We start from the raw sequence: 12,086 nt of genomic DNA, 5'->3' as shown, positions 1-12,086 counted from the left end.
GTTATGTACATATTGCTATGAACACTCATTCATTGATTTAATTCTTTGATTACTCGCCAAACGGCAGAGTAATTTCGATTAACTCAACACCTGTGAGTGTCCACACAGATTTGCTTGATAAATTGTTAAAGAGCGTTGACCTTCGCATTATCACAAGTGATTTTAGCGGGTCAGGGCTGCGTATTTTACGCATTCCCATTTTTGCGTCAAGTAGTTTTTAAAACTTTCTTTTCGCTCATCAAGGAGTGAATCACTTGATGTACTGGCACTTGCAACTGCGTATCGCTGTCTGCCGTGTCAGTGGATGCGCATTATAGGCAGCAGAACTTTTTGCGCAAGGGCTTTTTTCGCCTATCGACACTGTACGCCGACATTTTAACCATTGTGTTTATTTTTTATCTATTTTGGCGTTGTTATTCGATCTGAAAGTAATTTTTTATCTGATAAATGATAATTCGCGCTCAATTTTTCGGCAGCGGTCTAGTGTAAAAGTAAATAATTCATTACCATATGACTTGCTGTTAACAGTTATTTATCATTTTCTATTTCATTCAGAGAGCATTTATATGCAAAAGTCATTTCTTATTGTTTTGGTTATTGCCATTCTTGGCGCAATCGCGCTATCTCAATTTGCAACAACATTACCTGCTTACATCGCCTTTGTTGCTGGCGTGATTATTACCACGCTTATCTTTAAATTTGTCCCTGATTCAGGTATCGCTCAAGCTGCTGATGAGCAATATGTTGGTCCGACAATGACACTTTATGTGGGTAATTTGCCTTATCGTGTGCACGAGGGAGAAGTAAAAGTCTTATTTGGTGAATTCGGCCCAGTGAACTCAGTCCGTTTAGTGCGTGATCGTAAAACAGGCCGTCGTAAAGGATTTGGCTTTGTTGAAATGTCCGAGGCAGGTGCTCAAAAAGCAATGGTTAAACTGAATGATTTTAACTTCCAAGAAAGGACGTTAAAGGTAAGAGAAGCGAAAACACAGGATTCTGAAGCTGCGGATCGAACAGGCACCGATGAATAATCTGCATTAATCGCTCATTTCGTGTTGATTGTGGTAATTCGCTCTAAAGTTGAAAAGCCACAATCAGCTAATGTTGCTGCTAGTCCCTCAGAAATTTCCGCTTTCGTATAAAAACCCTGCATTAAAGAGCTGTTCCTCTCGTACTCGCTATTATGACTTACGTTTTTACCATGGGCTAACAGTGCATCCACTCGTTTCGCTATCGCCTCTCCCGAATCAAGTAAAGTCACGCCTTGGCCAAATACCTGTTGTAATTCATCGCGTAGCATTGGGAAATGAGTGCATCCCAGCACAAGCACATCTAAATTAGCATCCACAACAGGGGATAGAATCTGAGTTAATCTCGCTATATCCAATTGACCTGTGGCAATCTTCTGTTCAGCCATCATCACCAGCTCTGAGCATCCAAAGAGTTCTACATGACAATCATCGGCAAATTGACTGATTAACTCGTGAGTATAATGGCGCTTCACCGTGCCAGGGGTAGCGAGCAGACCAATCCGCTTACTTTTAGATAACAGGGCCGCGGGTTTAATCGCAGGGACTACGCCGACAACAGGAATATGCAATTTTGCACGTAGCGCTGGTAGCACGACGGTACTGGCGGTATTGCAGGCTACGACGACAATGGCGGCATGGGTACGCTCAACCAATTGACTGATGAGCGAGACACACCCCGAGACCAGCTCCTGTTCTTCTAATTCACCATAGGGCAATCTGGCATTATCAAACACATAGCAGTAGTCATGATGGGGCAGCCGTTTACGAATTTCTGCCAACACAGATAGACCGCCGATACCTGAATCGAATACTAATATTGGTTGCGACAAGCCCATCTCCAGTGAATTACGTTGCCCCGTGAAGGGGCGGATTTTCCCACAGCTTTGATCAAACCGCAAAACCAAGATGCTGGACATTCGTGTCACCTAGTATAATATTTGCGCCCCCATTTACAGTGACGGTGAATCGACAATGAATTTAGCAGCAATGGACCCCGCAACCTATGATGCGCAGTTAGTGGCAAAGCGTATCAAGCTTGAGCAAGCCTTTGCCCAATTTGAGACACCGAGTGTTGAAGTGTTTGCCTCTGACCCGGCGCATTATCGGATGCGTGCCGAGTTTCGCGTTTGGCATGAAGGTGACGACTTATACTATTACATGTTCGATAAGGTATTGAATGATAAGGTTCGCTGTGATCAATATCTGCCTGCAAGCACCCTAATCAATGAGATGATGGCGGCCTTAATTGCCGAGCTAAAACCTAACTACAGTCTACGCCACAAACTCTTCCAAGTAGATTTTTTATCCACATTGAGTGGTGAGATTTTAGTGTCACTCCTGTATCACAGACAGCTTGATGACCAATGGCGCACCGAAGCGATCGCTCTTAAAGCCAGATTGAGCAGCCAATTTAAGGTCAACATCATCGGCCGTGCCCGTAAGCAAAAAATCGATTTAGATAAAGACTTTGTAGTTGAGTCACTGCAAGTAAACGACAAAGTGCTTCACTATAAACAAATAGAGAACAGCTTCACCCAACCCAATGCCAAAGTAGCGATCAAGATGTTGGAGTGGGCGATTGATGTGACTCAAAATAGCCAAGGGGATTTGCTCGAGCTGTATTGTGGTAATGGCAACTTCTCTATCGCACTGGCGCAAAACTTTAATCGCGTATTGGCCACAGAACTGGCCAAGCCTTCAGTGGATGCAGCCCAATACAATATCGAAATCAACGGCATTGATAATCTGCAAATAATCCGCATGTCGGCGGAAGAGTTTAGCGATGCGATGGCCAAAAAACGTAGTTTTAGACGTTTAGAAGGCATCGATCTGGATAGCTATGTCTGCAACACCATTTTTGTCGACCCACCAAGAGCTGGTATTGACCCTGCCACGTTGGAGTTAGTGCAAGGTTATGAGCGGATTTTGTATATCTCGTGCAATCCCAACACCTTAAAAGACAATTTGCAGCAATTAAATCAGACCCACAAAGTCACCCGTTTTGCCCTGTTCGATCAGTTCCCTTATACCGATCATATGGAAACAGGTGTACTGCTAGAGCGGCGTTAGGCGACTCTATGAACCTAAGAACAAAGGAGCCAATGGCTCCTTTGTTCTTAGGTTCAATCACAATCTTACTTAACGATGTTCAACTTTATGTTGTAATGCTTCGGCGCCCTTGGCGACCATGCGCAGCTGCATCACTAATTGATCGGCGAGCACTTTACGGTCGGCACGCTTCATATCCAATGCCGACGCTCCAGCATTAAACACTAAGGTCACTAATGCTTCAGCCTGTGCTCTGGCCAGCATAGGCGTGCGGCCTGCTGTCGCTTCAGTGTAATGAGCCAGTTCAGAAATGAAATGCTCAATCTCACGGGCTACCGCTGCGCGAAAAGCCGCCGAGGTGCCAGAGCGCTCATGAAGTAAGATTCTGAATACATTTGGATTAGAATCAAGCACTTCCATAAAAGTATCGACAGAAATACGGATCACACTGCCGCCCGCCTCGGCGCGTTGCCGCCCCTTACGCATCATTTGCCTTAAGGTGAGACCACCCTCATCAACCATGGTTAACCCGAGCTCATTCATATCCTTAAAATGACGATAAAAGGATGTGGGTGCAATGTTGGCTTCCCTCGCCACTTCTCGCAAACTTAAGCTAGAGAAACTTCGCTCAGCACTAAGCTGATTAAAAGCCGCATCGACCAAAGCCCGCCGAGTTTTCTCTTTTTGCTGTGCACGAATACCCATTCTTCAATCCACTAACTGAATGTAATGACGCGATAATACCGCTTTTGCGTCTGAAAGACAGCCCCGTCCACCTTGACCAAATATGATTGCTAGGCTAAATTAGCTTACAGTTGTACGCTCAAATGCGGATATTGGAAACTATAATGAATAAACCCCCTATCATCTGGCTAAATGTCATCCTCTTTAGCCTTACCTTCCTCAGTGCAGTTATCCTCGTTCCTTGGTATGGCCTAACCCAGGGTTACGGTGCCAGCGAATGGATTGCTTTTGTGGTCTTAGCCTTTGCCAGTGGCCTGTCGATCACCGCAGGTTACCATAGACTCTGGTCACACAAAGCCTACAAAGCTCACCCTACGGTGCGTTTCCTCTACGCGCTTGGCGGTGCATTAGCATTGCAAAACAGTGCATTACATTGGGCATCAGATCATCGAGTGCACCATAAGCATGTCGATGATAATGATAAAGACCCCTACTCCGCCAAAATGGGTTTCTGGTACAGCCATATCGGTTGGATGCTGCGCGAATACCAAGCTCAGCGTTACCATGACTATCAAAACGTGCGCGATTTGCAGAACGATCGTATCGTTATGTGGCAGCACAAGCACTATCTTACACTTGTGCTCCTTATGAACATTGGTCTACCGGCTTTATTAGGTTGGTTTACAGGGAATATCGCAGGCATGTTGTTGATGGCGGGGCTCCTGCGCTTAGTGGTCGTGCATCACTGCACCTTCTTTATCAACTCCCTCGCTCACGTGTGGGGCAGCCAACCCTATACCGATAAAAATACCGCCCGCGACAACGGTTTTCTGGCTGTACTGACCTACGGTGAGGGTTACCATAATTTCCACCATATCTTTGAAAACGATTACCGTAACGGCATCAAGTGGTGGCATTACGATCCCACTAAGTGGTTGATTAAGTCTTTATCTTGGGTCGGTTTAGCCAAAGATTTACGCACGAGTCCGCAGGAGCGGATTGAGAGTGCTCGCTTACAGATGCAACTTCTGCATGCCAAAAACAAAGTGCTCAATTTGCCAAATGCCGATGAAATCATTGAAAAAATTCAACAAGAGTATGAGTTGATGAAACAACACTTACTCGAATATTACCAAGCCCAAAAGACACTGTTAGAGGCCAAACGTAAGCAACTGGTCGATCAGCAATTATTGCAGCAAGTTGAAGAGCTAAAAACCCGATTTCTGAACCAGCAAAAAAGCTGGAAGAGCCTGACAGCAACTTATAGCTAGGCCACAATTCTCGGTAAAAATGATACGGCCGCCTTGCATGGTGGCCGTATCCTATTATGATGATGCCTCATTCACTTTTTACAGGATGTTAGGCTCATGTCGAATTCCACACTACCTTCTCCCGATAGCATCAAACTCACCGAATATAGTCATGGTGCAGGTTGTGGCTGTAAAATTTCCCCCAAGGTACTGACGACCATTTTAGCCTCTCAGCTCCCCGTATTTACCGATCCTAATCTGCTAGTCGGTAATCAGAGTCGCGATGATGCGGCCGTGTATAAACTCAATGATGAAGTCGGCATTATCAGTACCACTGATTTTTTTATGCCTATCGTGGATGACCCCTTTACCTTTGGCCGCATTGCCGCCACCAATGCGATTAGCGATATCTATGCCATGGGTGGCACGCCGATGATGGCGATTGCGATTTTAGGTTGGCCAATCAACAAATTACCAGCCGAAATCGCGCAGCAAGTGGTTGATGGTGGTCGTCAAGCCTGTATGGAAGCAGGCATTATGCTGGCTGGCGGTCATAGTATCGATGCACCTGAACCCATTTTTGGGCTGGCTGTGACTGGGCAAATCGCCTTAACCGATTTAAAACAAAACGATACCGCTAAAGCGGGCGATCGCTTGTATCTCACAAAACCTATCGGGATTGGCATCCTCACCACGGCACAAAAGCAGAAGAAGCTAAAAGACGAAGATAGCCACATTGCGGTGAATGCCATGTGCCAGCTCAATAGCATAGGCGCCCAGATTGCGAAGATTAATGGCGTAAACGCCCTAACGGATGTCACTGGCTTTGGCCTTGCGGGCCATCTGCTCGAAATGTGCCAAGGCGCTAAACTCACCGCCAAATTAACACTCGATGCCGTGCCGCTCTTACCTCGCGCCCTCGACTACTTAGCGCAAGGCTGCGTTCCCGGTGGCACCCATCGGAACTTCGACAGTTATGGCGAGCACTTACCCGCCCTAACCGATTATCAAAAAGCGATATTGTGTGACCCACAAACCAGTGGCGGTTTGTTAGTGGCGGTATCAAGTGAAGCCGAAGCGGAGTTAGTGGCGCTACTCAATGCCAATCAGATTGAACCTATTTGTATTGGTTCATTAGAAGCCCCGACCACCGCGACCAATGTGGTGCTGTGTTAATGACAACAACGCTAATCCCGGCCCAGCAATATCGCGATATCTTTGTTGCTGGACAGCCGTTGATCGACTTAAGGGCACCAATTGAATTTAATCGCGGCGCGTTTCCCTCCTCAGTCAATCTGCCGTTAATGGTCGATAAGGAGCGGGAAAAGGTCGGCACTTGCTATAAACAGCAAGGTCAACAAGCCGCAATAGCCTTGGGCCATTCCCTTGTGCATGGCGCGGTAAAACAACAACGAATTGATGCTTGGTTAGGATTTTTAGCAGCTCAGCCCGAGGCATACCTGTACTGCTTTCGTGGAGGCCTGCGTTCACAATTAACTCAACAATGGCTGAAAGAAGCGGGCGCTGCCGTACCTTATGTACAGGGCGGCTACAAAGGCATGCGCCAATATTTAATTGGTGTAATTGAGACTGCGCCAAGCCAGCAACCCTTGCTAAGCCTGAGTGGCATGACGGGCAGTGGTAAAACCGATTTTTTAATACAACGCAAAGAAGCGGTCGATCTTGAGGGTATAGCCAATCACAGAGGATCGAGTTTTGGCAAAAATATCGACCCACAACCAACGCAAATAAACTTTGAAAATCAGCTCGCCATCGCACTACTCCGCCACCAACAGGGCAATCATTCCTGCCTACTACTTGAGGATGAAAGCTTTCTGATTGGCCGCTCAGCACTACCGCAATCCTTTTACAACGCCATGCAGACGGCCGATATTTTGGTATTAGAAGAAGCCGATGACATTAGGCTAAATCGCTTACTCGATGAATATGTTCATAAAATGCATCAAGGTTTTGTTGAACGCTTAGGTATTGAGGCGGGCTTTGATGCCTTTAGCCAATATCTATTGCAGAGCCTTACCAGTATTCGTAAACGTCTCGGCGGTAAACAATATCAAGAATTGCAAGACATCATGCAACAAGCGCTGTCGCAGCAGCTCAATCAAAACCAAACATCCCAACATTTGGCCTGGATAAGCCTGCTACTGCAGAAGTATTACGATCCCATGTATGAATACCAATTAGCAAAAAAAGCACAGCGAGTGCTTTTTAGGGGTAATCACCAAGCCATGCATGAGTGGTTAGATACCTATCAGCGGAATAACGATCCGTTGGATAGCCACCTCTCCAAACGCTAAAAACAAGAAAACCGTGTGCTAACTGCCACGGTTTTCTTTATCCATCTCGTTAACTTAAGACTTATTGAGTAGATTTGAGACACTATCCCTGAGCGTGTGCCGATCAGCACTTTGCCCATCCACCGCATCCGTTAAGCTCACCGACACCTTAGACCAAAAGCGTTTAGGCATTGTGGTCAATGCATGGCCATCTTTATGGCTGAAGTAAGAACCCCACAGTCCATTGAGTGCCATAGGGATCACCGGCACAGGATCACGGGCCAAGATTTTATCAATACCAGGGCGGAACTCGCCGAGCTCACCATCTGGGGTTAGTCGACCCTCAGGGAAGATACACACTAACTCGCCATTCACTAACGCCTCATGAATCGATTCAAAGGCTTGATTGTAAGTGGCCTCACTTTGACGTGGCGAGCAAATCGGTATCACCCCAGCATGGCGGAATAGATACTTTAGCACTGGGATTTCACTTATGGATTTATCCATCACGAAACGAATCGGCCGGGTCGATGCGCCCATAATGATCAACGCATCCACATAGCTCACATGGTTACAGACGATAATCCCAGCACCTTCTTTAGGGATTTTTTCTCGCCCAGTCACAGTCACCCGATACATCACATGGCTCAGTAAATAACTGATAAATCTTTGCGTAAACTCAGGCACTTGTGAATACACATAGAGAGCAACCACGAAATTCATCACCGCTAGCAGTAAGAACAACTGTGGAATACTCCAGCCAGCCACCCCAAGCAGCAACATAGACAACAGCGCAGAAGCCACCATAAACAGCGAGTTCATAATATTATTCGCGGCAATCGCCTGCGCACACTCCCCCTTCGCGGAGCGGGTTTGAATAAAGGCGTACAGAGGCACAATAAACAAACCGCCACTGACGCCAATCATAAAGAAATCCAGCATCACACGATAATGCTGTGATTGGGCAATAAAAGTTTGTAAGCCATAGACAAAACTTGCATCCGCAGGTGCTGGCGGAATCGCCCAAAGCAAGTCCACACCAAACACGGTTAACCCGAGCACCCCAAAGGGCAGCAAGCCTAACTCCACATGGCCAAAGGAAAAACGCTCACACACAAAGGAGCCAACCGCAATCCCGATAGAGAACATTCCCAATAGCAGCGACACCACAGTCGCGCCAGAGTGCAAATGCAGCTTGGCAAAGTTAGGGAATTGGGTCAGATAGGTCGCCCCCAAAAACCAAAACCAGCTAATGGCGAGAATGGCCATCCAAATCGAAGGCGTTTGGCGCGCTTTTTGAATCGAGCGCCACGTACCCGATAATGGCCGAAAAGGAATCTTTTGCACTGCGCCCTGCGGCGGTAAAGCGGGAATAGCTCGGCTAGATAAGTAACCTGCTAAAGCGAGAGCTGCCACCGTGAGTGCCGACAAAAGGGTCGCATTGTTGTCAGAGACTAAAATCCCCGCACCTAAGGTACCCATCAAGATTGAGAGAAATGTCCCCATCTCAACCCACGCATTACCTGTGACTAACTCATCTTCCTTTAAAGCTTGAGGTAACAGTGAATATTTGACTGGGCCAAAATAGGCAGACTGACTGCCAGTTAAAAACAGCAGCAATAACATCATCATGTAATTCTCGCTCACAATGGCAAGTGCAGCGCTGAACATGATGATGACTTCGAGCAATTTTAATCGACGGATAAGCTTCGCTTTATCCATATTGTCGGCCACCACACCCGCATGGGCCGAGAACAGGAAAAACGGCAAAATAAACACCCCAGCAGCCAAATTGACAAACATATCGACGCTTATAGGTAAATCGTTGACCTGACTGAAGGTGACCAGCAGCAACAACACATTTTTATAGATATTGTCGTTAAGTGCCCCAAGGCATTGGGTCGCAAAATACGGTAAAAAACGTTTTGTTAGCAGCATGCTTCTTCCCTCTGGTAACCCATTCCCTGTAAATACCCTGTCACATGACTTTCTAGCAAAGCGGGTAAAGATACTGTATCGGCAAATAATTTATTATCCAACGATAATGCCGTCAGTCCATGGATCCCGCCCCAGAGCACGCGACTCATTTGCAGTTGCTGCTCAATTGTCTCGTTAGGGAATAGCAGGGCTAGTTCGTTTTCAATTAACCTAAATAAGTTTGCAATAAGTTGGCATTGGGACTCAGGCAAAGATTCAGAATCGAGTAATTGAAGTTCGAATACCAGCTTAAAACATTGGCGCTGGCTATGGGCAAACTCACTGTATTTTTGCGCCATGACGATGATGTGACGAAAACTATCGTTTTCGCTCACTGCGGATAGATGGCTCATTAACGCCTGTAATGTCGCCTCTGAAACAGCCAGTAATAAATAGTTATAACTGCCAAAGATATTGATCAACGTACTGGGTACATAACCAATCTCACTGGCAATCTTACGTAAACTCAGCCCTTGCACTCCCTGCTGTTGTAACAGTGCTATTGCTGCTTCAATTGCCATAACACGAATTTCATCGTGACTATGCTCTTTGCGTCTCGCCATAGGTCTCACTCCCTGTTGAATGTGGTGAGATTAACAGCCAAAAAAATAAAAAACAATGTTCAAAATAAGTTTATTTAACGTACACCACGGGAATAAACCTCGGTAAATGAGCTACACAGGCTAAATCTCTGACCCGATAACAGTATGAAATTTAATTTGAATATAAAGAAAAACGGCACTCCCTCTCGAGAGCGCCGTCTAATATGGTGAGTTAGATGCAAACCTACGGATTAACCAAACGACAGTGATAACTCATCACCACCCTATCTGCGCCAGCACCGAAATAGTCCGCTTCGACGTGGGCATCAACAAATCCCAAACGCTGGTACAAACTGCGGGCAGGGTTATGGGGATCGACGGTTAAATCAACACGCTTAACCTTAGCAGGTAACTGAGCTAAACAGCGTTGGAGCAACTGTTTGCCCAGTCCTTGACCGCGGGCTTGTTCACTCACGGCCACAGATAAAATCCACATACATTCAGGATCACTGCTTTGGGCCCCCAGTAAATAGCCTAAAAGCACGCCATTAGCATCTACAGCAACTAGAAAATATTCAGGCCAACAATCAAATCCTTGGCGGAAGAAAAAATCAGGATAACTGTGTTCACCAAAAATAGCCTGTTCAAGCTGAAAAACAGCGGCTAACTCAGATTTTAAAACGGGACGAATTAACTGCATTTAAAAATTATTCACCAATTAAAATTTTATCCCACGCTAAATTGGGCGCGCCAACTACAATAAAATTAGGATTTTCAAGCGTCTCGCGTTCATTGTAAGTTAAAGGTTGCAGCTCAGTATCCATCATCTGCCCGCCAGCTTCCTCGATAATGATCTGCGCAGCACCCGTGTCCCACTCACCCGTAGGTCCAACTCGCACATAGCAATCGGCACGTCCTTCGGCAACTAAGCAACTCTTTAAGGCCGCACCACCCATCACCACTAATTCGCAATGTTTAGGCTGGTTGAATAGGGTCAACACGGATTGAGGATCTTGACGGCGACTCACCGCTAGCCTTAGGGACACTTGCTCGCTGTGCTGAATTTGTCGGCTACTGATCCTCACTTCCTGTTTATCAGTACGTTTATAGGCCCCTAAGCCCGCAATGGCGTAATAACACACCTGCGTCATCGGCACATAGACTACACCCATTACAGGACGGTTATGCTCCACCAGCGCAATGATCACTGAAAAATCGCCACTGCCAGCAATAAACTCCCCCGTCCCGTCGAGTGGATCGACTAGCCAATAGCGTTTCCACACTTCACGCACACTTAAGGGAATGTCGGCAGCCTCTTCTGACAAAATAGGGATATCGGGCGTCAAGGCCGCTAAGCGTTCACAAATCAGTTTATTCGCCGCTAAATCTGCCGAGGTGACAGGGGTATTATCAGACTTAGTTTCTCGCTCAAAATTACCCTTAAGGTAAATATCACGAATAGTGCGACCCGCATCGGTTGCTATCGCAATCACCTCGTCGATTAACTCTTCAGGCTTCATAACCACTCCAATCGCTAACATCGCGAATGATCTACAAGCACTCAATTGCTGAACGCTTTAACGAAAAGATTATTTAAGTTGTAGATGCTTCTGCGCTAAAAACAATGCACTCACACTACGGGATTCTGAAAAATCGATATTGTTGAGCAACACTTCCCACTCAGCTAAAGGCCAAGGCACCACATCAATAGGTTCGGGTTCATCACCTTCTAGGCGGCTTTCATACAAATCCTGCGCAATAAAAATTTGCATCTTGCTTGAGAAATAACCCGGCGCAAGGGTAAGTTCTTTCAACAATGTTAGTTTACGGGCACCGAAACCAATTTCTTCCTGCAACTCCCGATTGGCAGCATCAATGGCTTGTTCACCTGGATCAATTAGCCCCTTAGGGAAGCCTAGTTCGTAATTATCTGTCCCAGCTGCATATTCTCTAGCTAAAAGCATATTACCTTGATGAATCGGCACCACCATCACAGCACCACGACCACCGCCTTTCAAGCGCTCATATTGGCGCTCGACACCATTAGAAAACTTAAGATGTACTTGTTCAATTTGAAACAAGCGGCTCTTCGCGACTACTTCGGTATGCAAGATTTCCGGCTTATGGTGCCGCTTTGACATAACTGCCCCTGGATAAAAATAGCAACAAACGAACTAGGATAAGTGACAATCTTACTATCCTGTCTTTAATCTACAACCTGAATTTAGTGCACCTATTCCCAAGACCACCAGCCAATCA

General features: G+C 46.2%; 12 protein-coding genes. 5 read left to right on the top strand and 7 right to left on the bottom strand.

Going from position 1 to position 12,086, the window contains the following annotated elements; genetic code table 11:
• Positions 1–566 precede the first annotated feature (566 nt).
• A complete protein-coding gene (locus H9J30_RS18160) occupies positions 567–1,031 on the top strand; it encodes an RNA recognition motif domain-containing protein (protein WP_240132288.1) in 465 nt (154 codons plus the stop codon).
• Between the two features lie 14 nt (positions 1,032–1,045).
• Here H9J30_RS18160 and murI read toward each other — a convergent pair whose 3' ends face one another.
• Entirely contained in the window at positions 1,046–1,861 is an 816-nt protein-coding gene (gene murI / locus H9J30_RS18155; protein WP_240132291.1) for a glutamate racemase, read from the bottom strand.
• Between the two features lie 142 nt (positions 1,862–2,003).
• Between murI and trmA the strand changes: the two genes are divergently transcribed.
• Positions 2,004–3,101, top strand: coding sequence for a tRNA (uridine(54)-C5)-methyltransferase TrmA (gene trmA / locus H9J30_RS18150; RefSeq protein ID WP_240132287.1), 1,098 nt, complete (start codon positions 2,004–2,006; stop codon positions 3,099–3,101).
• Between the two features lie 69 nt (positions 3,102–3,170).
• On the opposite strand, the gene fabR is transcribed toward trmA, so the two are convergent.
• On the bottom strand, positions 3,171–3,785 hold the full coding sequence (gene fabR, locus H9J30_RS18145) for an HTH-type transcriptional repressor FabR (RefSeq protein WP_011070594.1): 615 nt from the start codon (positions 3,783–3,785) through the stop codon (positions 3,171–3,173).
• Between the two features lie 143 nt (positions 3,786–3,928).
• On the opposite strand from fabR, the gene H9J30_RS18140 reads away from it, so the two are divergent.
• From H9J30_RS18140 to mnmH, 3 genes are all read left to right on the top strand, one after another.
• Positions 3,929–5,035, top strand: a complete 1,107-nt coding sequence (locus H9J30_RS18140; protein WP_240132286.1) for an acyl-CoA desaturase — start codon at positions 3,929–3,931, stop codon at positions 5,033–5,035.
• 96 nt (positions 5,036–5,131) lie between these two features.
• Positions 5,132–6,190 carry a selenide, water dikinase SelD gene (selD, locus tag H9J30_RS18135; RefSeq protein WP_240132285.1) on the top strand — a complete coding sequence of 353 codons (1,059 nt, stop codon included), beginning with the start codon at positions 5,132–5,134 and terminating at the stop codon, positions 6,188–6,190.
• Positions 6,190–7,329: a tRNA 2-selenouridine(34) synthase MnmH gene (gene mnmH / locus H9J30_RS18130; protein WP_240132284.1), complete on the top strand. Its 1,140-nt coding sequence runs from the start codon at positions 6,190–6,192 to the stop codon at positions 7,327–7,329. Before selD ends, mnmH begins: the two co-directional genes overlap by 1 nt.
• Before the next feature lie 54 nt (positions 7,330–7,383).
• Here mnmH and H9J30_RS18125 read toward each other — a convergent pair whose 3' ends face one another.
• From H9J30_RS18125 to nudE, 5 genes are all read right to left on the bottom strand, one after another.
• Positions 7,384–9,246 carry an MFS transporter gene (locus H9J30_RS18125; protein ID WP_240132283.1) on the bottom strand — a complete coding sequence of 621 codons (1,863 nt, stop codon included), beginning with the start codon at positions 9,244–9,246 and terminating at the stop codon, positions 7,384–7,386.
• Entirely contained in the window at positions 9,237–9,848 is a 612-nt protein-coding gene (locus H9J30_RS18120; protein ID WP_240132282.1) for a TetR/AcrR family transcriptional regulator, read from the bottom strand. Before H9J30_RS18120 ends, H9J30_RS18125 begins: the two co-directional genes overlap by 10 nt.
• A 223-nt stretch (positions 9,849–10,071) precedes the next feature.
• Positions 10,072–10,527: a GNAT family N-acetyltransferase gene (locus H9J30_RS18115; RefSeq protein WP_240132281.1), complete on the bottom strand. Its 456-nt coding sequence runs from the start codon at positions 10,525–10,527 to the stop codon at positions 10,072–10,074.
• 7 nt (positions 10,528–10,534) lie between these two features.
• On the bottom strand, positions 10,535–11,347 hold the full coding sequence (gene cysQ, locus H9J30_RS18110; RefSeq protein ID WP_240132280.1) for a 3'(2'),5'-bisphosphate nucleotidase CysQ: 813 nt from the start codon (positions 11,345–11,347) through the stop codon (positions 10,535–10,537).
• Positions 11,348–11,416: 69 nt separating this feature from the next.
• On the bottom strand, positions 11,417–11,968 hold the full coding sequence (gene nudE / locus H9J30_RS18105) for an ADP compounds hydrolase NudE (protein ID WP_240132279.1): 552 nt from the start codon (positions 11,966–11,968) through the stop codon (positions 11,417–11,419).
• Between the last annotated feature and the right edge of the window lie 118 nt (positions 11,969–12,086).

It is taken from the genome of Shewanella cutis (genome assembly GCF_022410515.1).
GTDB classification, from domain to species: domain Bacteria; phylum Pseudomonadota; class Gammaproteobacteria; order Enterobacterales; family Shewanellaceae; genus Shewanella; species Shewanella cutis.
The sequence above is the reverse complement of the archived record's forward strand: the minus strand, read 5'-3'. Positions and strand labels throughout refer to the sequence as shown.

Bases quoted from the DNA above. Each gene is read 5' to 3' on its own strand.
- H9J30_RS18160 (WP_240132288.1), top strand. From the start codon at position 567: ATGCAAAAGTCATTTCTTATTGTTTTGGTTATTGCCATTCTTGGCGCA.
- trmA (WP_240132287.1), top strand. From the start codon at position 2,004: ATGAATTTAGCAGCAATGGACCCCGCAACCTATGATGCGCAGTTAGTG.
- fabR (WP_011070594.1), bottom strand. From the start codon at position 3,785: ATGGGTATTCGTGCACAGCAAAAAGAGAAAACTCGGCGGGCTTTGGTC.
- H9J30_RS18140 (WP_240132286.1), top strand. From the start codon at position 3,929: ATGAATAAACCCCCTATCATCTGGCTAAATGTCATCCTCTTTAGCCTT.
- selD (WP_240132285.1), top strand. From the start codon at position 5,132: ATGTCGAATTCCACACTACCTTCTCCCGATAGCATCAAACTCACCGAA.
- mnmH (WP_240132284.1), top strand. From the start codon at position 6,190: ATGACAACAACGCTAATCCCGGCCCAGCAATATCGCGATATCTTTGTT.
- H9J30_RS18125 (WP_240132283.1), bottom strand. From the start codon at position 9,246: ATGCTGCTAACAAAACGTTTTTTACCGTATTTTGCGACCCAATGCCTT.
- H9J30_RS18120 (WP_240132282.1), bottom strand. From the start codon at position 9,848: ATGGCGAGACGCAAAGAGCATAGTCACGATGAAATTCGTGTTATGGCA.
- H9J30_RS18115 (WP_240132281.1), bottom strand. From the start codon at position 10,527: ATGCAGTTAATTCGTCCCGTTTTAAAATCTGAGTTAGCCGCTGTTTTT.
- cysQ (WP_240132280.1), bottom strand. From the start codon at position 11,347: ATGAAGCCTGAAGAGTTAATCGACGAGGTGATTGCGATAGCAACCGAT.
- nudE (WP_240132279.1), bottom strand. From the start codon at position 11,968: ATGTCAAAGCGGCACCATAAGCCGGAAATCTTGCATACCGAAGTAGTC.